The 21,617-nt window shown below is 71.3% G+C and carries 12 protein-coding genes; 8 read left to right on the top strand and 4 right to left on the bottom strand.

Features of this window, described 5'->3' with window-relative positions:
• Positions 1–216 precede the first annotated feature (216 nt).
• The 8 genes from QFZ75_RS12975 to fxsT (QFZ75_RS12940) all read left to right on the top strand — a co-directional run bounded on the left by QFZ75_RS12975 (position 217) and on the right by fxsT (QFZ75_RS12940) (position 14,523).
• Positions 217–1,482 (top strand): FxsB family cyclophane-forming radical SAM/SPASM peptide maturase, encoded by a 1,266-nt coding sequence (locus QFZ75_RS12975; protein ID WP_307536629.1) that lies wholly within the window; start codon positions 217–219, stop codon positions 1,480–1,482.
• The gene (locus tag QFZ75_RS12970) at positions 1,479–2,966 is read left to right on the top strand and encodes an HEXXH motif-containing putative peptide modification protein (protein WP_307536627.1); all 1,488 of its coding nucleotides are present in this window, start codon (positions 1,479–1,481) and stop codon (positions 2,964–2,966) included. Before QFZ75_RS12975 ends, QFZ75_RS12970 begins: the two co-directional genes overlap by 4 nt.
• Positions 2,967–3,179: 213 nt before the next feature.
• Positions 3,180–6,212 carry an FxSxx-COOH system tetratricopeptide repeat protein gene (gene fxsT, locus QFZ75_RS12965; RefSeq protein WP_307536625.1) on the top strand — a complete coding sequence of 1,011 codons (3,033 nt, stop codon included), beginning with the start codon at positions 3,180–3,182 and terminating at the stop codon, positions 6,210–6,212.
• A 119-nt stretch (positions 6,213–6,331) separates the two neighbouring features.
• The gene (locus tag QFZ75_RS12960) at positions 6,332–6,751 is read left to right on the top strand and encodes a CU044_2847 family protein (RefSeq protein WP_307536623.1); all 420 of its coding nucleotides are present in this window, start codon (positions 6,332–6,334) and stop codon (positions 6,749–6,751) included.
• A gap of 384 nt (positions 6,752–7,135) precedes the next feature.
• Complete coding sequence (locus QFZ75_RS12955) at positions 7,136–7,693, top strand: hypothetical protein (RefSeq protein WP_307536621.1); 558 nt, start codon at positions 7,136–7,138, stop codon at positions 7,691–7,693.
• 8 nt (positions 7,694–7,701) lie between these two features.
• Entirely contained in the window at positions 7,702–9,696 is a 1,995-nt protein-coding gene (locus QFZ75_RS12950; RefSeq protein ID WP_307536620.1) for a magnesium chelatase, read from the top strand.
• Positions 9,686–11,008, top strand: a complete 1,323-nt coding sequence (locus QFZ75_RS12945; RefSeq protein WP_307536618.1) for a CHAT domain-containing protein — start codon at positions 9,686–9,688, stop codon at positions 11,006–11,008. Before QFZ75_RS12950 ends, QFZ75_RS12945 begins: the two co-directional genes overlap by 11 nt.
• The gene (gene fxsT, locus QFZ75_RS12940) at positions 11,008–14,523 is read left to right on the top strand and encodes an FxSxx-COOH system tetratricopeptide repeat protein (RefSeq protein WP_307536616.1); all 3,516 of its coding nucleotides are present in this window, start codon (positions 11,008–11,010) and stop codon (positions 14,521–14,523) included. Before QFZ75_RS12945 ends, fxsT (QFZ75_RS12940) begins: the two co-directional genes overlap by 1 nt.
• 99 nt (positions 14,524–14,622) lie before the next feature.
• Here fxsT (QFZ75_RS12940) and QFZ75_RS12935 read toward each other — a convergent pair whose 3' ends face one another.
• The 4 genes from QFZ75_RS12935 to QFZ75_RS12920 form a co-directional block, all read right to left on the bottom strand.
• The gene (locus QFZ75_RS12935) at positions 14,623–18,471 is read right to left on the bottom strand and encodes a multifunctional oxoglutarate decarboxylase/oxoglutarate dehydrogenase thiamine pyrophosphate-binding subunit/dihydrolipoyllysine-residue succinyltransferase subunit (protein ID WP_307536614.1); all 3,849 of its coding nucleotides are present in this window, start codon (positions 18,469–18,471) and stop codon (positions 14,623–14,625) included.
• Between the two features lie 284 nt (positions 18,472–18,755).
• Entirely contained in the window at positions 18,756–20,018 is a 1,263-nt protein-coding gene (locus tag QFZ75_RS12930; RefSeq protein ID WP_373466040.1) for an ATP-binding protein, read from the bottom strand.
• A gap of 32 nt (positions 20,019–20,050) precedes the next feature.
• Positions 20,051–20,788 carry a response regulator transcription factor gene (locus QFZ75_RS12925; RefSeq protein WP_307536611.1) on the bottom strand — a complete coding sequence of 246 codons (738 nt, stop codon included), beginning with the start codon at positions 20,786–20,788 and terminating at the stop codon, positions 20,051–20,053.
• 112 nt (positions 20,789–20,900) lie between these two features.
• Positions 20,901–21,590 carry a spermidine synthase gene (locus QFZ75_RS12920; RefSeq protein ID WP_307536610.1) on the bottom strand — a complete coding sequence of 230 codons (690 nt, stop codon included), beginning with the start codon at positions 21,588–21,590 and terminating at the stop codon, positions 20,901–20,903.
• Positions 21,591–21,617: the final 27 nt, after the last annotated feature.

Below are 21,617 nucleotides of genomic sequence, written 5' to 3'. Positions count from 1 at the left end.
CACCGGCCGAACCGGACAGGTTCGACCGGGTTGCGTTTGTCATGGCAAAGGCAGCGGGAATGGCGCTGCCGAGGTCACTCGCGAGGAGCGGTTGCTGTCGCGGCACCGGGTGCCGCGACAGCAAAGGGCGAGGCGGTACCACGGAGCGTGGCCGCACCACGGGACACGGGGAGAACGGGACGCCGGGAGAGAGCCCGACACTTTGGGGGTGGCGCGGTGGACAGCCAGGGGGTGTCCGCACCGGTATGTGTCTCGGTCGCTCCATTCCGGCAATTCATCGTAAAAGTCCATGGAAGGTGTAATCTCGCCTGCCGCTACTGCTACCTCTACGAGGGTCCCGACCGCACCTACCGGGACCGGCCGGCCGCCACGCCGCCCGACGTGCTGGAGCGGGCCGCGTACCGCATCGGCGAACACGCGGCGGCACACGGACTGACCGCCGTCTCCCTGGTCCTGCACGGCGGTGAACCCCTTCTCGCCGGGGTGGACACGCTCGCCCGTTTCACCACGCGCGTCCGTCGGAGCGTCCCCCGGACCTGCACGGTGCACGCCACCGTCCAGACCAACGCCACCCTCCTGACCGCGCGCCGCGTCGGTGTGCTGGCCCGCCACGGCATAAGCGTCGGCATCAGCCTCGACGGGGGCCTGCCCGCGCACAACGCCCGACGCGTCGACCACTCCGGCCGCCCGTCCTGGCCGGCCGCGGTGCGCGGTGCGCGCCTGCTCGCCGATCACCATCCGGACGCGTACGCCGGAGTGCTGACGGTGGTCGATCCGGTCACGGATCCCGTGGTCGTCTACGAATCCCTGCTCGCCCTGCGCCCGCCGGCCCTCGACCTGTTGCTGCCGCACGGGAACTGGTCGGCTCCGCCGCCCCACATCGAGCCCGAGACGGAGGGGAAGGACGGCCCCCGGCCGGTACGGACGCCGTACGGCGACTGGTTGTGCGCCGTCTTCGACCGGTGGTGGCTCGGGCGGCGGAAGGAGACCCGGGTACGTCTTTTCGAGGAGTGCATCGCCCTGCTCGCGGGGCTGCCCGCGGCCACCGAGTCGCTGGGCCTCGCCCCGTTCGACGCCGTGGTCGTCGAAACCGACGGGAGCATCGAGCAGGTCGACTCGCTCAAGTCCGCCTACGACGGCGCCTCCCGGACGGGTCTCGACGTCTTCCGGCATGGCTTCGACGAGGCGCTGCGCCACCCCGGCGTCGCGGCCCGGCAGGCGGGTGTCGCGGCCCTGGGAGCCCGCTGCCGGGCCTGCCCCCTGCTCGCGGTGTGCGGCGGCGGCCACTACGCCCATCGCTACCGTGCCGGAGAGGGCTTCGCCAACCCTTCTGTCTACTGCCTTGATTTGCAACGCTTCATCCGGCACGTGGCCCGGCGGCTCGCGGCGGCGACGGCAACGGCGGCAACGAGAACCGCGGCGGCGTCGGCATCGGATCGCAGCCCGGCCGGACCGGACGTTCACGGAGGAGACACGCCTTGATCCCGTCGGTGCTGACCGAGCGGGCCTTGAGCGAACTGGGCCGCACGGCAGGCGGGCCCGACACGCTCGCCCTTCTGCAGAGAGACCAGTACCTACGGCGCCTGCTCCTGCTCCGGGCGGTCCTGGACGCCGTCGACGCGGCCGACCCGCAGGTGTGCCCCAGACCGCTGCGCGACCGGCTGAGGGAGGACTGGGCGTTGCTGGAGGAGGCGGACGGCGAGGTCGGGGCGGAAGGCCCGACGCACGATGAGAGGGCCATCGTCCGCCGGTCTTCCGCCCATACCCGGCTCCTCTACCCGCTCGTCGGCCCGTGGGGCCGGACCTGCCTGCGCGCACTTGGCTCGGTACCGGGCTCCCGTGCGGCGCGTCGACAGCAGGCCGACACCGTGCGTCGCGGTCTCGCCCACTTCAGCGCGCTCGCCGCCGCAGCTGCGGTACGGGCCGGGGTGCCCTTCTCCGTACGGCTGACCGCGACCGAAGGCGCGCTGCACCTGCCGTCACTGGGGGCGTTGCGTATGGCTGAGCCGGGGGGAAGGGCTGTGGACGTCGTCCACCGCGACGGTCGTACCGTCCTGAGTCGGCACGGCTGTGCCGATGTCGTGGTGTACGAGGAAGCCGGAACCTGTGTGGTTCCCGGCGTCAGTGCCGCCACGCACTCCGGGGCCGACTCCTGGGTCCCGGCGTACAGCCTGCCGGGCCTGCTGCCCGGCTCCGCCTCCGTTCCCCTCGACGATCTCGATCCCTACCGTTCGGTCCCCTCCGGCCAGCACCATCAAGGGCTGAGCGGGCCGGCGACTCTTGACGGAGCGGGACGTGAGCAATGGCTCCGTTCCTGGTCGGGAGTGCTTCCGTTGCTCCGACTGGGCGGTGAGCACCGGGTTGCGGAGGTCGCCGCGCTCCTGCGCTGTCTGGTGCCGTTGGCCGTACCGGCCGGCCCGGGGGAGCACAGCCGGGCGGGAAGCTGCAGCGGGACCCGGCGAGAAGCCTTCGGCGCTGTGCTCAGCAGCATGCCGCCGACACCCGCCACCTTCGCGGCAACCCTTGTCCACGAGGTCCAGCATGCCAAGCTCGCGGCCCTCAGCGACATGGTGGTGCTGCACCGAGAAGGTCCGCAGGAACGGTACTTCGCGCCGTGGCGGCCGGATCCAAGACCGTACGACGGGCTGTTGCAGGGGGTCTACAGTCACGTGGCGCTCGCGGACTTCTATCAGCGGTGCGCGCTGACCGTTGCCTCCCGTCCCGGACAGCGGGAAGCGGCCTGGCGGGAGCACGCCCGCTACCGGGAGCAGGTGCGAGTGACGCTGCCGGTGATCGCGGGGGCGGACTCCCTCACGTCGTCGGGGCGCCGGCTGGTCGACCAGCTGGCCGGCGAGTGCGAGCGGATGGGTGAGAACCCTCCTCCCCGCGGCGCCCGGATCCGGGCCGAGGCAGCGGTCAATACCGCTCGCGCGCTCTGGCTTCGCTCCCGTGCGCCCTCCGAATGAGCGACAAAGTTGGTGTGTCCAGAAAGGGGTGATGCGTTCTGAAGAGTCACAATCTGTGCGTAATCAGATAGGAAATGATACGCATGGGGCGATGTGGTCAAATTCTGCCACCAAGGGTGCTCGAAATGCCAACTCACGCTGGAAAGCGCCCTGTTGAGCAGCCTCATGCGCGTCTAGACTGCACGCGTTTCGAAACGCGGGGGAGGCCGCTGCATGTCTGAAAGCCGCGTGCCGGCCGGACGGGCGGACAGGCATGCCCGCGAAGACTCCGTCACGATCAGCTTCGCCGGTTACGACCGGGCCTGGGCGGCCTGGATCGGCCACGTGCTTGAGCGCCGCGGACTCCGTGTCGTGTACCAACGCTGGGCGGGGTCTCCGGAGATCGTGCTGGCCGACCACCTGCGGGACCTGAAGCTCGCCCCGGGACGCATCCTCATCGTCCTCAGCAAGTGGTACTTCCAGCTCGGGCCGAGGACTCACGAGGAGTGGAACGCCGCGCTCCGTGAGGTGGTGGCGCCCGACCCGGAACGGTTCGCCGCGGTTCTGGTCACCGCGGAGCCGGTACCGACGGCGACTGCCGTACTCGCCGCGACGGACCTCACCGTCATGGGGTCGGAGGAGGCCGAGCGCCGGGTTTTCGACCGGCTCGACCGGCTCGACCTGCTCCGTCAGCCCTTGGCGGAGGCCCCGGCCGGCACACAGCGGGCGCCGCGCTTCCCGACCGCCTCTCCCGATATCTGGGGGCCGACCGTACCGCGCCGGAACATCCGCTTCACCGGGCGGGAGGAGCTGCTGAACAACGCGTACCAGCTGCTGCAGAACGCCGAGCCGGGTGCGGGTGTCGTGACCTTCCACGGCATGCCCGGGGTGGGCAAGACCCAGCTGGCCGCGGAGTTCGTGTACCGGTTCTGCCTGGAGTACGACGTGGTCTGGTGGGTGGGTGCCGACAAACGGGCCGTCTACCGGCGGACCCTGGCGGAACTCGCGCCGAGGCTCGGACTGTCCACCGGCGCCGACTACGGCGAGAGGCTGCGGGCGGTGCGTGACTCGCTGCGCCGGGGCACCCCTTACGCGAAATGGCTGCTGGTGCTGGACGGTGCCGACGAACCGGAGCAGATCTCGGGTCTCGTGCCGACGGGCACCGGCCACGTCCTGATCACCTCGCGCAACCTGCAGTGGCGGGAACACAACAGCCGGCTGCTGGAGGTGCCGGTGTACGACCGCGCGGAGTCGGTGGCCTTCATCAGCCGCCGTGCCCCGCGGCTGACCAGGGTCGAGGCGAGCCAGCTCGCGGAAGCGCTGGAGGACCTGCCGCTCGTGCTGGACCAGACGGCCGGCTGGCTCAAGGACTCCGACATGTCGGTGGCGCGGTACATCGACCTGCTGGAGGAGAGCATCAATCCGGACGTGGTGACGGTGTCCCCGGATTTCCCGATGCCCTTCCAGCGGGCCTGGTCGATACTCCTGGGCAAGCTGTACGAGGCCGTTCCGGAATCGGTCGACCTGCTGCGGTTGTGCACGTTCTTCGCGCCAGGACTCATTCCGGTGGGTCTGCTGCGGCAGGTGTCGACCGACCGCCTGCCCGAGCGTGTCGCCCGCTTGCTGGACGAGCCGCAACTGTGGCTCAAAGCGGTCGATCAGCTGCAACGCTACTCCGTCATTCCCGAGGAAGTCCGAGCGGACGAGGCGGACGAGGCCGATGAGGCCGTCACCTCGGACGCACCCTTCTATCTGCACCGGATGGTCCACCAGATCGTGCGCCAGAACATGCCGGACGAGGATCGCGACCTCTTCATCGACACGGTGCGGCGGGCGCTCGTGACGGCTGATCCGAAGAATCCTGACAACCGCGCATCATGGGACGCCTACGCGCAGCTCGTGCCGCATCTCAAATACGCGGACGTACTGGGGAGCAAGGACCGCGGGGCGCAGCGCCTCATCCTCAACAGCTTGCGCTACATGTACCGCTCGGGCGAGTACGCGACCGGCCTCAAGCTCGGTGAACGGGCCATGGAGGCATGGCGTGCGCTGCTCGGCGAGAATCATCCGAGGGTCTGGGAAGTGGCCCACCACTACGCCAACCTGCTGCGCGAGGTGGGGGACTACCAGCGCTCCGAAGCCATCATGCGTGCGGGCGTGGAGCACCTGAAGGAGGAGCAGGGAGCCGGGTCGCTGGCGTACCTGCGCATGGTCGGCGGACTGGCGGCGGATCTGCGGGGACTCGCCCGGTACGAGGAAGCCCTGGAACTCTGCGAGCGGCTCGTCCCGATGTGCCGCAGCTCGCTGAGTGAGAACTCCGCAACGACCTTGCGTGCCGAGAACAACGTGGCGGTGGCGCTGCGGCTCCTCGGCCGGTACGAACAGGCACGGGAGCAGGACCGGCGCACGCTGGAGGAGCGGCGGACGATTCTGGGTGCGGGGCACGTGGAGACGCTGCTGTCCGAGAGCTACTACGCGATGGACCTCCGCCTGCTGGGCCAGTACAAGATGGCTGGATCGATCCAGCGGGAGAACGCGCGTGAGCTGAAGAAAGCCATCGGGCCGGACCACGCCAACTCCCTGCTGGCCGAGCACAACCTGGCGCGGTGCCTGTACGACGGCAACGATCGTTCGCAGGGCGGAAGGCTCCTTGCCGACCTGCGGGAACGCGGCGAGCGCGTACTGGGTGAGACGCACCCGTTCACATTGATCTTCACGTCCAGCCACAGCTGCTTCGCCCGTCGCTACGGCGACATCGACGAAGCGCGCGCCGCCAGTGAGTCCGTGCTCGCCCGCTACGAAGTGATGCTGCTCGAACAGCACCCCTACATCGCGGGAGCCCGGGCGAACCACTCACTGGTTCTCCACGACGTGGGAGAGCGCGACCAGGCCCACGCACTGGTCGAGCAGGCATTGGCCGACCTGACGGCGGCCGTGGGGAAGGACCACCCCTGGACGCTGGGCTGCGCCGTCAACGCCGCCGCGGTACGCAAGACCATGGGGAACTTCGACGGAGCCGCCGAACTCAGCGGGGACACCGTCGCCAGGGCGACCGGGACGCTGGGGCGCACCCATCCGCTGACGCTCTGCGCACGTGTCGCTCTGGCGGACGATCTGCGGGGGCTCAGGAGCAGCCGGCAGGCCGACAAGATCGAGCAGGAAGCGCTGACGGATCTGACCGCCACGTTCGGGCCCCAACATCCACAGGTGATGTCCGCCCGCTCCCGCAGACGACCTTTCTGGGACTTTGAACCGTATTCCACCTGAGCCGGGGGAAGTGAGGCCTCGACGTATACCTTCACGCGCACCGGGGAATGAAGCCAGTTCCCGTCCAACGGCAACAGTCGGCACCCGTAGAAAACCGGAGAGTTGAACCGGGGGGACATGTGGTGATTCTGGTGGGCCCCGTACCGGCGGGCGCGGACGGGCCCATCCCCGTCCAGGTCGAGGTGAGCCCCGGTCCGGGCGCCGAGAACGGTCCCGATGACGGTCTCGCGGCCGTCTACGGGGACGAGCAGGTCAGAGGGCGGGCCGCCCAGCGCGTCGTGGAGGTGGCCCACGACGCCTACACGGACGGACTGGAGCTGGCCCGGCGGTGCGCGGTGCAGGCCGTCAGCCGGTTCGGTGAGATCGCCGACGGTCTGCGGCCGGACGAGATCGAGATGCAGTTGTCCATCAAGGTCGACGCGGGAATGGCGGCGCTGGTCACCAGCAAGGCCGAAGCACAGCTGCAGGTCACGTTCCGGTGGCGAACCGCCGCCCGGACCGAGGCGTCACCGGGCAGCGGAGGGGGAACCGACTCGTGAGCCGTACGACCGGAGCCATACGCATCCTTCCCTACAGCCGTGTGGTGGGACAGAACGATCTCAAGCTGGCGCTCGAACTGAACTACGTGGCACCGCGGATCGGCGGTGTGCTGATGGCGGGGGCCCGGGGCACCGCCAAGTCCACGATCGTCCGCGCCTTCGCGCTGATGGCGCACGCGGAGCTGCCTGTCACCCTCCCCATCAACGCCACCGACGACCGGGTGGTGGGGGGCTGGGAGCTGGAGGCGCTGATGCGGGGCGAGGCCCGCCCGCAGCCGGGACTGCTCGAAGAAGCGGCCGGGGAAGGGACTCCTCTACATCGACGAGGTCAATCTGCTCGACGACCACCTCGTCAACGTCATCCTCGACGTCGTCTCCACCGGCGTGCTGTCCGTGCAGCGCGAGGGGCTCGCCACCGCCAGGCAGGTCACCTTCGGCCTGGTGGGCACGATGAATCCCGAAGAGGGCTGGCTGCGGCCCCAGTTGCTCGACCGGTTCGGGCTCATGGTCGCCGCGCAGCAGCAGGACACGGACGCCCGGCACCGGACGATAAGGACCGTGCTGACCTTCGAGGAGGAGCAGCAGAAGGACGAGTCGCCCTGGCTGGCCGAGGCCACGCGGGACAACGCCGCCACCCGCGACCGGCTGCAGCGCGCCAAGGACCGGGTGGGCACGATGCGGGTCCCGGACGACGTGGTCCGCCTGTGCGCCCAGGTGGCCCAGCGGGTGGACGCCGTCGGACAGCGCGGCGAGATCGTGGCGACGCTGGCGGCCCGTGCGCTCGCGGCCCTGGAGGACGCGGACGGCGTGGAACCCGGCCATCTCCGGCAGGTGCTGCCGATGGCCTTCCGGCACCGCCGGCCCGAGACCGCCCACGGTGGCACGTTCGAGTGGGCTCCCGACGACGAGGCCCGTGTCAAGGACCTCTTCGACGCGGGCTGAGACAGACGATGTCCACCGAGCCGCCGAGCGGCGTCGATCCACCCGCCGACACCGGCACCGGCGCGGGCACCGGCACCGGCACCGAACCGGAGCGCGGACCGCGGCACGAGCGGGGCGAACAGCCGGACGACCTCGCGCTGCGCCTGTGCCGGGCCCTCGTCTGCGCCGCGGTCGACCCCGCGCTCTGCAGTGTGCTGCTGTTCGACCTGGAACCCCGGCTGCTGGACCCGGTGGCCCGCCTCTTCCGCCGGATCCTGGCCGGCGCGGGGCGGCCGGAGGCCCCGCCCGTCATGCTGGGCGCCACCAGCCGGGACGAGGACCTGTGGACCAGGGCCGTACTGCGCCAGGAGGCGGACGGCATCGCGTTCCATCTGGAACCGGGCCCGCTCATCCAGGCGGACGACCGGCCCGAAACGCTCCCGCCCGTGGTCGCCGTGCCGGACCTGTGCCGCCTGAGCGTCGCCGGCATGCGCGGCGCCGTCCAGCTGCTGGGCGCCGACGTGGCGGTGGTCGAGCACGCGGGACTGAGCCAGACCGCCCGGCCCCGGGCCCGCTGGCTGGCGGCCTGCGGCTCGGCCGACGCGGGCCGGATCAGCAGCCATCTGCTCGACCGGTTCGCCATCCGGCTGCCCGCCGCCGACCTGCGGCTCCCCGACGTCGAGCGGCTGCTCGGCTCCCTGCCACCGGCCTGGCTCGAGCGCGCCGCCCGGGCCGTCGGCGGGAACGACGCACCCGCCGTCACCGTGACCGACGAGGCGGTCACCCGCGTCGGACGACTCCTGGGCCCCGACACCGGCGTGCGCAGACAACTCGCCCTCGCCCGGCTCGCCCGGGCGCTCGCCGCCCTGGAGGGGGAACACACGACCGGTGTCGCGCACTGCGACGAAGCGGCCCGGCTCATGGGCCTGGCCGTCACCGAGCCGCCCCAGCCCGCGGGACCGGCGGCCGGTCCGGCGCATGCCGCGCCGGTTCCGACCCGCCCGGTGCCGCGGCCGCGTGGTGACACCGTGCGACGCGGACAGGGCGACCAGGCCGAGCGCCGCTGGGCCGAAGCCGGACAGACGCTGCTGGAGACCGAGCCGGCCGAAGGCGTCGGAAGCGCCCCGGGCGGCACACCGGCCGTCTTCGCCACGCCCTACCCGGAGGACCGCGCGGACGTACTGCGCGACTTCGCCCCGCTGCGCAGCCCATGGCAGCGGACGCCGGGGACCGACCCCCAGCGCGGCGTGGTCATCGGCTCACGGCGGGCCCGGGACCTGAACGACCTCGCCTATGTGCGCACCGTGCGCGAGGCCGCGGTGCACCAGCGCGTCCGCCGCACCGAGGGCTTCACGGTCTCCCCCGCCGACCTGCACAGCCACGTCCGGGCCGGCGCTCCGGAGCGCCTCCTCGTCCTGGTCCTGGACCACACGTGCCGCGGGGACTGGGACTGGCAGGACACCCTCACCCCGTACCTCCAGTGGGCCTACACCATGCGCGCCGCCGTCCACGTCGTGGAGATCGGCGGCGCGCGGGCGGCCGACGAACTGAAGGCGGAGTCCTTCGCCCTGCGCAGCGTGCTCGACCCGCGGCTCCTCGCCGCCCTCTACCGGCCGCCGGGCCGCGCGAGCCCGCTCGCCCACGGCATCGAACAGGCGGCGCTGGCCCTGCGCCGTGCCTTCCGGCAGCACGGCAGCGGTCTCGCCGAGGCCTGGCTGGTCGTGGTCACGGACGGGCGCGGCAACGTCCCGCTGCGGGCCAGTCACACGGGACGGCTGGGCGGCCCGGTGGGCGCCGAAGGGGTGGAGGACGCGTTGAACGCCGCGGCGGACGTCAGGAGCATGGACCGCACCCGCTTGCAGACGGTCGTGGTCGACGCGGGACGCGAACCGTACGGGAACCTGCCGGCCGCCCTCGCGGACACGCTGGGCGCCACCGTGGTCGAAGGACGCGGCAGAGGGCGGGACAGCGGCGGCGGCAGGGGTCCGGACACCGGCCGGGGAGGGGACGCCGGTGAGTGGTGAGCCGCCGCGCGGTCCCCGCTGGCTGACGGGCGCGGGCAGCGCGATCCGCCGGGCGCCCCTGCCCCGCCCCATGGACGCCGTACGCCGCGAACTCCCGTCGCTGCTCCACCTGCTGCACCCGCCGGAGGCTCCGGTCGGCATGGGCAGTGTCGACGCCAGGCTCCACGAGCGGCTGGAGGACGGGTACGCGGTGCTCCGCGTCATGCGTGCCGCGGGTGCGGACGGGCGGGACGGCTACCGGTTCCGCGGCTGGTGCGGCGACCTCACGGTCACCTGCGCGCCCGGACCGACCCGGCTCACCGCTCCGGCCGTCGCCCTGGGCAACCTGACGCAGCACGGCCTGTACCCGTCCGAGATCCTGCGCGGGATAGGGCACTGGTCGGACAACCAGGGCGAACTGGCCTCCTGGATCAACGCAGCCCGCGCCAGGCACGGCGACGCGCTGCGCCTCATCGTGTGGGACGACACCGGCTACGAGCTGCCGTGGGAGGCGTTCCGGGTGCCACCGGACCAGGAACACGGCCTGCCGGGCGGCCTGCTGGGCGCCCTGCTCGTCCTGACCCGCTGGACCACCGTGCACGACGGCAGCCAGGATCTTCCGCCGTACCCCACCGGCGAGTGCCACGGCGGTGTCCTGGCCTACCTGCACCGGGACATGGCCGACGACTCCCACGTCTTCGCGCCGTACCTGCACCGGACGCACCGCGGGATGACCTCCTTCCTGCGGGCCCTCGACGCCACGGACCAGGGGGACCCCACCGGCCTGGTCTACATGGGCTGCCACGGCACCTACGGCGACGCCGTCATGAGCCTCACGCTCGCGGAACGCACCTGGGCGGAGTACAACAGCGAGGACATGCGGGTACTGGGCAGGGACGGCTCCCTGGTGTGCCTGAACGCCTGCCACTCGGGACGCTTCGTCAACAACGTCGGACAGGGCGAGAACGCGCTGCGCGGATTCGCCGAACTCTTCCTGCGCAAGGGAGCGGGCGGCTGCATCGTCACCGCCGGGGAGGTCGGGGACCAGGACGCACGCGTGCTGATCCAGCGGCTGATGCGCCAGGTCGCCGGACGGCCGGACCTCCCGGTCCCGGAGAGCTTACGGGCCTTCAGAGCCGGGGTCCTGGAGGACTTCGGCAGCCTGGCGGCCATCCCGACGACGCGCAACGATGACGGTCATGTGGACGCGGTCGGCCAGAAGCGGGTCATGCGGCTGCTGTATGCCTTCACCTTCCAGTACTACGGTCATCCGCTCACCACACTGCGACTCGTCACCGAGAAAGGGCACAGCGCCTGGGGAGAGGGTTCGTGATGAACCTCGACGACCACACCCTCCTGATCGAACCCGTCGTGGCCTGGCCGCGGGAGGCCGAGACGCAGTGCGAGTACCTGGTCACCGTCGACCTGCGGGGCCCGTTGACCGAGGACGGGGACACGGCCGGCCACTGGCCCTACCCCGACGAGGAGTTCACCTTCACCGTCGCTCTGGACGGCTCGCCCTACTTCGTCTGCACCGCCCTCGACGAGCCGAGCGTCGTCCTGCACCGGTTCGGCGGTACGTACGGACCGGTCCGCTTCCGGGTCTCGACCGGGCGCGCGACCGGACACGCGTCGCTGTGGCTGACGGTCAACAACCAGTGGGGCGTACCGGTCCGCAAGGCCGAACTGCTGTCGGAGATCCGGGAGCGCGTGCCCGGCAGCGCGCCCGCCGCCCGACTGGCGGAGGTCATCCGGGAACGGATGTCCGCGGCCGGCCCCCTGCCCGCCCCCAGGTCACCGGAACGGGCCGGTGACCTCTCCCGGACCGGTCACGGCCCGGACCGGGACGGCGACCACCGCGCGGCCGGCCGTCACCGCGCGACCGACCACCACCGTGCGACCGGCCGGCGGAGCGCACCGGAGAGCCTTCCGGAGCTGGTGCCGCCGAGCGGGCCGCGACGGCTGCGCACCGGGCGGCAGACCGTCACGCTCAGCTTCTCGGGCGTCCACCGCGGCTGGGCCGACTGGATCGGGCACCGCCTCGAACGGCACGGCCACCGCGTCGTGCACCAGCGGTGGGGCCCGCCGCCCGGTGTGTCCGTCGAGGAGTCGCTGCGCGACCTCCTGCTGGCGCCGGGACCCGTCCTGCTGCTCCTGAGCGACCAGTTCTTCAGGCTCGGCACCCGCACGGCCCAGGAGTGGGACGCGGCCCTGCGCGGGGTCGTCGTACCGAACGCGCGGCGCATCGCGGCGGTGACCGTGGCCCCCTCGGCCCCGCCCGCCGGGGCGGCCGTGCTCGACGCGGTCACCCTCCACGACGTGGGCGCCGAGGAGGCCGAACGACGCCTCCTGGACCGTCTCGACCTGCCGTCCGATCCGCCCCCCGAGTCGTCCGAGGACACGCGCTCCGGCCCGCCGTTCCCCGTGCACACCCTTCGTGTGTGGGGCCGGGTCCCCGAGCGCAACGACCGCTTCACCGGCCGGCTGCCGCTGCTCAACACGGTGTACGAGGCGCTCCAGCGCGAGAGCCGGGTCACCCTGCACGGGCTGTCGGGTGTGGGCAAGACCCAGCTGGCCGCCGAGTACGCCTACCGCTTCTCCTCCGGCTACCACGTGGTGTGGTGGGTGCACGCGGGCAACCGGGCCGCGTGCCGGCAGGGGCTGGCCGATCTGGCGCCCGAGCTGGGACTGCCGACCGGGACCGAGTACGGCGAGCGGCTGCGCGCGGTGCGTGACGCGCTGGGCCGCGGCGACCCGTACCCGCGGTGGCTGCTCATCCTGGACGGCGCCGACGAGCCGGACGACATCAGGGACCTCGTACCGACCGGCACCGGGCATGTGCTCCTCACCTCCTGCAACCCGGACCGGGGCACGCGGCCCGGCGCCATGGTGGAGGTCTCCGGCTACGACCGCGACGAGTCGGTGGCGTTCATCCGGCGGCGGGCGCCCCGCCTGACGGAGCCGGACTCCCACCAGCTGGCCGAGGCGCTGGGGGACCTGCCGCTGGTCCTCGACCAGACCGCGGGCTGGCTGGAGGAGTCCGGCATGCCGGTCGCCGAGTACCTCCAGCAACTCCTGGTGGGAGGCACGGACCGGGACACCCTGGTCCAGGTGTCGGCCGACTTCCCGATGACCTTCCGGTCCGCCTGGACGTTCCTGCTCGACAAGTTCCGCGAGACCTCGCCGGACGCCGTGCAACTGCTGCGGCTGTGCACGTTCTTCACCCCCGACGCGGTGCCCGTGCGGCTGCTGCGCGGGACGTCGGCCGACGGACTGCCGCCGGCCGTGGCGAGGCTGCTGACGGACGACGTCTGCTGGGGCGCCGCCGTCGAACGGCTGCGGAAGTACTCGGTGGTCCGGGTGGAGCACCCGCCGCAGGACCCGTCGAACGAGTTCCTCACCGTGCACCGGATGGTCCACCGCACCGTCCGGCACGACATGTCCCCGCAGGAGTACGGGGACTGCGCCGAGGTGGCCCGGCGCGTGCTGGTCGGATCGGACCCGGGCAGCCCCGACGACACCGGTGTGTGGCGGCGGTACGCCGAACTGGTCCCGCACCTGGACCATGCGGACCTGCTGTCGCGCACCGATCCGGACGTCCAGGAGTTCGTTCTCCGCTGCCTTCGCTACCTCTACCTCTCGGGCGAGTACGACACGGGCGTCCGGTTCGCCGAACAGGCGCTGGAAGCCTGGCAGGGGCACCAGGACGAGCACTCCGAACGGCTGTGGGACCTCGGCCACCACTACGCCAACCTGCTGCGGGCCATGGGCGCGTACGAGGACAGCGAGATCGTGAACCGCGCGGCGGTCGAGGAGCACCGCGCGACGGGCGGAGTACGGCAGTGGCGGTATCTGCGCGCGGTCGGCGGCCTCGCCGCCGACCTGCGGGCGCTCGGCCGCTACGAGGAGTCGCTGCACCTGTCGGAGGAGGTCTGCGAGGGGTACACGGAACTGCGCGGGGAGGACCACCCCGCCACCCTCGGGGCCCAGAACAACCGGGCCGTCTCGCTCCGGCTGCTCGGCCGCTTCGGGGAAGCCCTGGAGATCGACCGACGAGTGCTGGGTCTGCGCGGCGAGGTGCTGGGCCCGCACCACTTTTTGACTCTGAACAGCGAAACCTGGTGCGCGATCGACCTCCGCCTGCTGGGCCGCTATCAGGAGGCCCTGGAGATGCAGCGGGCGAACAGGGCCCGGCACCGGGAGGTTCTGGGTGACGACAATCCGCAGACCCTGTGGGCCGTCTACAACCTGGCCCAGTGCGTGTACCGCACGGACGACCTGGAGGCGGCGGGAGAGCATTTCACCGCCGCGCGTGTCAAGAGCGAACGGGTCCACGGCAAGCGGCACTCGGTCACCCTGGTCTTCGCGACGGCCCACAGCTGTTTCATGCGCGAACACGGTGACATCGACCGGGCACGCGAGCTCGGCGAGCGCGTGGTCGACCGGTACGAGCGGCTGCTCGGGCCGGACCACCTGTTCGTCGCGGGCGCCCGGAGCAACCAGGCCCTCATCCTGCGCGCCGTCGGCGAACGGACACAGGCCCGCCGTCTCGCCGAGCGGGCACTGACCGACATGACGAGCGCCGTCGGGTCCGACCATCCCTGGGCCCTCGGCTGTGCGATCACCGCCGCGATGACGCTGCACCTCACCGACCGCGTCGAAGCGGCCGTCGAGCTGGGCCGGGACACGGTGGAACGGGCCGGCCGGATCCTGGGCCCGGACCACCCGCTGACCCGGATCGCCCGCCGCGCCCTCGACGCCGACCTGCGCGCCCTGCGCGGCGAGGACGTGCCCACCCCCGAAGAGCGGGCACGCCTGTATTGGAACTTCGAGCCCCAGACGACCTGACACGGCGCCCGCCCCGGCACCACGCCGGAGGGCCCGGCCCCGAGCCGAAGCTCGGGACCGGGCCCTGCGTCCGTACGACTGCGTCCGTACGACCGCCGGTCAGGCGTCGAACACCTCGCGCACCAGCTGCTCCTGCTCCGCCTGGTGGCGCTTGGCCGATCCCACCGCCGGGGACGAGCTCGCCGGGCGGGAGATGCGGCGCAGGCGCTCCCCGTGGGGAACCTCCGCGCCGACCGCCAGGTCCAGGTGGTCGATGAGGTTCAGCGCGATGAACGGCCACGCGCCCTGGTTCGCCGGCTCCTCCTGGGCCCACAGGTACTTCTCGGCGTTCGGGTACTTGGCGATCTCCGCCTGGAGCTCGGCACCCGGGAGGGGGTACAGGCGCTCGATGCGGATGACGGCCGTGTCCGTGATGCCGCGCTTCTTCCGCTCACCGTCGAGGTCGTAGTAGACCTTGCCGGCCGTGAAGACGACCTTCTTGACGGCCGCCGGGTCGACCGAGTCGTCGCCGATGACCGGACGGAAGCCGCCCGTCGTGAACTCCTCCGCCTTCGACGCGGCCGCCTTGAGGCGGAGCATCGACTTCGGGGTGAAGACCACCAGCGGCTTGTGGTGCGGGTTGTGCACCTGCCACCGCAGGAGGTGGAAGTAGTTCGACGGGAGCGTCGGCATGGCGACCGTCATGTTGTTCTGCGCGCACATCTGGAGGAAGCGCTCCGGGCGGGCGGACGAGTGGTCCGGGCCCTGGCCCTCGTAGCCGTGCGGGAGGAGCAGCGTGACGCCGGACGTCTGGCCCCACTTCTGCTCCGCCGACGAGATGAACTCGTCCACCACCGTCTGGGCGCCGTTGACGAAGTCGCCGAACTGCGCCTCCCACATCACGAGGGACTCGGGACGCGCCAGCGAGTAGCCGTACTCGAAGCCCATCGCCGCGTACTCGGACAGGAGCGAGTCGTAGCAGTTGTAGCGGGCCTGCTCGTCCGACAGGTACTGCAGCGGGGTGAAGTCCTCGCCCGTCTCGCGGTCGATGAGCACCGCGTGGCGCTGGCCGAACGTGCCGCGGCGGGAGTCCTGGCCCGAGAGGCGCACCGGGGTGCCCTCCAGGAGCAGGGAGCCGATCGCGAGCGTCTCGCCCATGCCCCAGTCGATCGTGCCGTCCTCGACCATCGACGCGCGGCGCTGCAGCTGGGGCAGCAGGCGCGGGTGGACGGTGACGCGCTCGGGGATGTTGACCTGGGACTCGGCGATCCGCTTGACGACCTCCTGGGAGACGGCCGTGGTGACCGCCACCGGGAACTCGGGCTTCACGTCCGGGGCGTGCGACTCGGACGCCGCCGACGCCGCCTCGCGGACCTCCGTGAAGACCTTCTCCAGCTGGCCCTGGTAGTCCTGCAGCGCCTGCTCGGCCTCCTCCAGCGTGATGTCGCCCCGGCCGATCAGCGACTCGGTGTAGAGCTTGCGCACCGAGCGCTTCTTGTCGATCAGGTCGTACATCAGCGGCTGGGTGAACGCCGGGTTGTCGGACTCGTTGTGACCGCGGCGGCGGTAGCAGATGAGGTCGATGACGACGTCCTTGTTGAACGCCTGCCGGAACTCGAAGGCCAGCCGCGCGACGCGGACGACGGCCTCGGGGTCGTCGCCGTTCACGTGGAAGATCGGCGCCTCGATCATGCGGGCCACGTCGGTGGCGTACATGGAGGAGCGCGACGATTCCGGGGCGGCGGTGAAGCCGACCTGGTTGTTGATGACCACGTGGACCGTACCGCCGGTGCGGTAGCCCCGCAGCTGCGACATGTTCAGGGTCTCGGCCACCACGCCCTGGCCCGCGAAGGCCGCGTCACCGTGCAGGGCGACCGGCAGGACGGTGAAGTCCGTGCCGCCCTTGTTGATGATGTCCTGCTTGGCGCGGGCGATGCCCTCGAGGATCGGGTCGACCGCCTCCAGGTGCGAGGGGTTGGCGGCCAGCGAGACCTTGATCTGCTCGCCGTCCAGGCCCGTGAAGACGCCCTCGGCGCCCAGGTGGTACTTGACGTCGCCGGAGCCGTGCATCGACTTCGGGTCGAGGTTGCCCTCGAACTCCCGGAAGATCTGCGCGTACGACTTGCCGACGATGTTCGCCAGGACGTTCAGGCGGCCGCGGTGGGCCATGCCGACGACGACCTCGTCCAGGCGCGACTCGGCGGCGGAGTCGAGCACCGCGTCGAGCAGCGGGATGACGGACTCGCCGCCCTCCAGGGAGAAGCGCTTCTGGCCGACGTACTTCGTCTGCAGGAAGGTCTCGAACGCCTCCGCCGCGTTCAGCCGGCGCAGGATGCGCAGCTGCTCCTCGCGCTCCGGCTTGCTGTGCGGGCGCTCGATGCGGTCCTGGATCCAGCGGCGCTGCTTCGGGTCCTGGATGTGCATGAACTCGACGCCGGTGGTGCGGCAGTACGAGTCGCGCAGCACGCCGAGGATGTCGCGCAGCTTCATCAGGGACTTGCCCGCGAAACCGCCGACCGCGAACTCGCGCTCCAGGTCCCACAGGGTGAGCCCGTGCTCGGTGATGTCCAGGTCGGGGTGCTTGCGCTGGCGGTACTCCAGCGGGTCGGTGTCGGCCATGACGTGGCCGCGGACCCGGTAGGAGTGGATCAGCTCGAAGACCCGGGCGGCCTTCGTGACGTCGCTGTCGTGCGAGGCGTCGATGTCCTTGAGCCAGCGGACCGGCTCGTAGGGGATGCGCAGGGCCTCGAAGATCTCGTCGTAGAAGCCGTTCTCGCCGAGCAGGTAGTTCGCGACGACGCGCAGGAACTCGCCGGACGCGGCGCCCTGGATGACCCGGTGGTCGTAGGTCGACGTGAGCGTCATGACCTTCGAGATGCCGAGCTTGTTCAGGGTGTCCTGCGAGGTGCCCTGGAACTCCGCGGGGTAGTCCATCGCGCCGACGCCCATGATGACCGACTGACCGGGCATCAGACGCGGCACGGAGTGGACGGTGCCGAGGCCGCCGGGGTTGGTCAGCGAGACGGTGACCCCGGTGAAGTCGTCCATCGTCAGCTTGCCGTCACGGGCGCGGCGGACGATGTCCTCGTAGGCCTGCCAGAACTCGAAGAAGTTCAGCGTCTCGGCCTTCTTGATGCCCGCGACGACCAGCTGGCGGTCGCCGTTGGGCTTCACCAGGTCGATGGCGAGACCGAAGTTGACGTGCTCCGGCTTGACCAGGGTCGGCTTGCCGTCCTTCTCCACGAAGGAGTAATTCATCGACGGCATGGCCTTGATGGCCTGCACCATCGCGTAGCCGATGAGGTGGGTGAAGGAGATCTTCCCGCCCCGGGCACGCTTCAGGTGGTTGTTGATGACGATGCGGTTGTCGAAGAGCAGCTTCACCGGGACCGCGCGCACGGACGTGGCCGTGGGGACCTCGATGGAGGCGTTCATGTTCTTCGCGACCGCGGCGCCCGGACCGCGCAGCGTCACGTACTCGGGGCCCCCGTGGGACTCCGGGGCGGGCGCGGCCTTGGCGGCGGCCGGCCTGGCCGCGGCGGGCTTCGCCGGGGCGGCGGCCGGAGCCGGCGCCTTGGCCGGGGCGGCAGCCGCCGGAGCGGCGGCCGCGGGCTTCGCGGCCGCGGGTGCGGCCTGCGCCGGGGCGGCCGGAGCCTGGACCGGCGCGGCCTGGGCCGGAGCCTTGGCCTGGGCCGGGGGAGCTGCCGGGGCGGACGGAGCGGGGGCGGCGGTGGTTCCCGCGCCCCCCGCGGCCGCGGTACCCGCCTGGGGCGAGGCGGTCGCGCCGCCCGGCTTGTAGTCGGCGAAGAAGTCCCACCAGGCTCGGTCTACCGAATTCGGGTCCTGGAGGTACTGCTGATAGATCTCATCGACGAGCCACTCGTTGGGTCCGAAAGCGGCCGCGGGGTTCTTCCCGGCGGCTTGGTCATCGGTCGAGATGCTCGAGTTACTGGGGGACTGTGGCGACACGGCGGCAACCGCCCTCTTCCGCTTCACAAGGTGATGGACAGCGGGAATAAAGGCTACGCCCCCCGGACCGCCTAGGTCAGGCCGGGCATGGTCATCGTCGCGTAAGTCACATCGAATCGCGTGTTTCGGGGGTGGAAATGGCGGGAAACAAGCGGGGTTCCGATACCGAACGGACGCGCCGGCCCGGGATCACGACCGCGAACGGCCGGTTTCCGTGCGAGGAACGCGCGATGACACGTGTCCTGCTGCCCGATCACGTGGATCTTGGGCTCTCGCTTCGAACCCTACGTCAACCTGTCCGGCGAGGGCACTCCCGGAAGGGTGACCTGGATCCGGCAGCCCCGCTCGGATTCGGCCACGCCGATCCGGCCACCGTGCAGATCCACCGCCCAGCGGGCGATCGCGAGCCCGAGGCCCGTACCGCCGTCGCTGCCCGGGCCGTGCGGCGCGACGACCCCGCCGCGGTTGAACCGCTCGAAGACCCGGTGCCACTCCGAGCGCGGGATGCCGGGGCCCTCGTCCAGGACCTCCAGGTCCAGGGACTCGGGGCCGTCGCCGCGCCGGGCCCGCACCGTGACCCGGCCGTGCGGCGGGCTGTGTTTGACCGCGTTGTCGATGAGGTTGGCGACGACCTGGTGGATCCGTTCCGGGTCCACGTGCGCGGTCAGCTCCGGCGGGGACACGTCGAGGTGCAGGTGGACGTCGGTGCGCGTGTGGCTGCCGGAACCGGAGGCGATGCCCGCGCGCGCGGAGGCCACCATGTTGGCCTCCTTCAGTACGCCGGACAGGTACGGCCACACCTCGAAGCGCCGCTTGCGCAGCGGTACGACGCCGCTGTCCAGGCGGGAGAGGTCGAGCAGCGTCTCCACCAGGCGCCCCAGCCGCTCGGTCTGCTTCAGGGCCGTGCGCATCGTCTCGGGGTCGGCGGCGGACACCCCGTCCACCACGTTCTCCAGGACCGCGCGCAGGCCCGCGATGGGGGTGCGCAGCTCGTGCGAGACGTTCGCCACGAGCTCCTTGCGCTGGCGCTCCTGGGCCTCCAGGTCGTCGGCCATGCGGTTGATCGTCTGGGCCAGGTCGCCCAGCTCGTCCCGGCGGTCGGCGCCCCTGACCCGGCGCGTGTAGTCGCCGTGCGAGATGCCCCGCGCGACGGTGCTCATCTCGTCCAGCGGGGCGGTGATCGAGTGCGCCACGAACTGGGTGATCAGCAGGGTGGCGATCATCGAGAAGACCGTGATGAAGCGCAGCTCGGTCTCGGTGCGCACCGCGATCATCAGCAGGCCCGTGGTGATGAAGACCGAGACGACGACCAGCGTGCCGAGTTTCGTCTTGATGGAGAAGGGCCGTACGTCCCCCCAGGAACCGGAACCGGAGACCGTGCCCGGCGGCGTGCCGGGGGCCGCCGTACCGGTGACCTGGGCCGGACCCGTGCCGGGGGATCCGGTGCCAGAGGACTCCGCGCCGGGGAATCCCGCACCGTCGGCCGGGCCGGTCACCGGCCCCGCGCCCGCCTTGACGCGCCCGCGCAGTACGCCGCGACCCCTCATCACACCAGTCCCCTCGGTCAGGGTGCCCGACTTTAGGGCGTCGGGGTCTCCAGCGCGTAGCCCACGCCGTGCACCGTACGGATCCGTTCGGCGCCGATCTTCCGGCGCAGGGCCTTGATGTGGCTGTCCACGGTCCGGGTGCCGGACGCGTCCGCCCAGTCCCACACCTCGGCCAGCAACTGCTCGCGGGAGAGCACCGCGCGCGGGGTGTTGGCCAGGCAGACCAGCAGGTCGAACTCGGTCGGCGTCAGGTGCACGTCCTCGGAACGCACCCGCACCCGGCGCTGTGCGTGGTCGATCTCCAGCTCACCGAGGCGCAGGATGCCGGAACGGGGCGTGGACGCGGCCAGCGCGGCCCGCTCCACCCGCCGCAACAGAACGTGCACACGCGCGGCCAGCTCACGCATGGAGAACGGTTTCGTCATGTAGTCGTCGGCGCCCACGCCGAGCCCGACCAGCATGTCCGTCTCGTCGTCGCGCGCGGTGAGCATCATGACCGGCACCGGGCGGGCCGCCTGGACGCGCCGGCAGACCTCCAGGCCGTCGAAACCCGGCAGCATGATGTCGAGGATCAACAGGTCGGGCTGCCATGCCTCGGCCGTGTCCACGGCGGCCGGTCCGTCACTCGCTGTTTGCACGAGGAACCCTTCGGCGCGCAGCCGGGCGGCGATGGCGTCGACGATCGTCGGATCGTCCTCGACCACCAGCACCCGGCGTTGAGCGCCCGGCGTGGCCGCCGTGCCGTTGTGCGAGGTGTGTGTCTGCTCCATCGCCCGCCCCTACGTGTGCTTTCCGGAACCAGTGGGGTGATTCCATGACTGCGCTTGACGCTTGAATGATCGGCGTCAGAGCAGCAGGGTACGGGCAGTGACCGCCGCTCGGCTATCCAGGTCTTACCGCGAGATGCACCACGTCCGGAACGCCTCGGGCAACCGGGATCTCTTCGGTACGCACCTGCCGGAACCCGGCATTCTGCAAGGTACTTGCAAAATCAGGCGAAGGTCTGGCCGACCAGACGGCGAGTATCCCGCCGGGCTTCAACACCCGCGCGCACGCGGCGAGTCCGCCACCGGAGTAGAGGCTTTCGTTGCCCTCCGTGACGGTCCACTCGGGTCCGTTGTCGATGTCGAGGCACAGTACGTCGTACGTGTCGGATGTCTCATTGACGTGTGTGACGAGATCCGCCTCGATGATCTCGGTGCGCGGGTCCGCGAGCGCGTTTGCCGACAACTCGGCGAGGGGCCCCGAGCGGTGCCAGTCGATGACCGCCCGTTCCCGCTCGACCACGGCGATGCGGCCCCAGCGGGGCTCGGCCGCCGCGTGGGCGAGGGAGAAGCCGACGCCGAGACCGCCGATCAGTACGTCCGGCGCGGTGCGCCCGTCCAGCGCGCCGAGCGCGGCGTCGACCAGCAGCCGCTCCGAGCGGCCGTCGGAGGTGTCCATGAGGAAGCACCCGTTGGCGATGATCTGCAGCAGCGCGCCGTGCCGCCGCAGCACGATCTCTCCGTACGGTCCCTCGCGGCGGTCGATGACTACGGGACTGTCATGGGGCGCGGCGTACGAGGTGGTCATGGGGCCATCCTGGCAAGTCCGCCCGGG

It is taken from the genome of Streptomyces sp. V3I8, assembly GCF_030817535.1.
GTDB lineage: Bacteria > Actinomycetota > Actinomycetes > Streptomycetales > Streptomycetaceae > Streptomyces.
This window is presented reverse-complemented; position numbering and strand designations above follow the sequence as displayed.

Coding starts and splice junctions, on each gene's coding strand:
- fxsT (WP_307536625.1), top strand. CDS start 3,180: ATGTCTGAAAGCCGCGTGCCGGCCGGACGGGCGGACAGGCATGCCCGC.
- QFZ75_RS12950 (WP_307536620.1), top strand. CDS start 7,702: ATGTCCACCGAGCCGCCGAGCGGCGTCGATCCACCCGCCGACACCGGC.
- fxsT (WP_307536616.1), top strand. CDS start 11,008: ATGAACCTCGACGACCACACCCTCCTGATCGAACCCGTCGTGGCCTGG.
- QFZ75_RS12930 (WP_373466040.1), bottom strand. CDS start 20,018: ATGAGGGGTCGCGGCGTACTGCGCGGGCGCGTCAAGGCGGGCGCGGGG.
- QFZ75_RS12925 (WP_307536611.1), bottom strand. CDS start 20,788: ATGGAGCAGACACACACCTCGCACAACGGCACGGCGGCCACGCCGGGC.
- QFZ75_RS12920 (WP_307536610.1), bottom strand. CDS start 21,590: ATGACCACCTCGTACGCCGCGCCCCATGACAGTCCCGTAGTCATCGAC.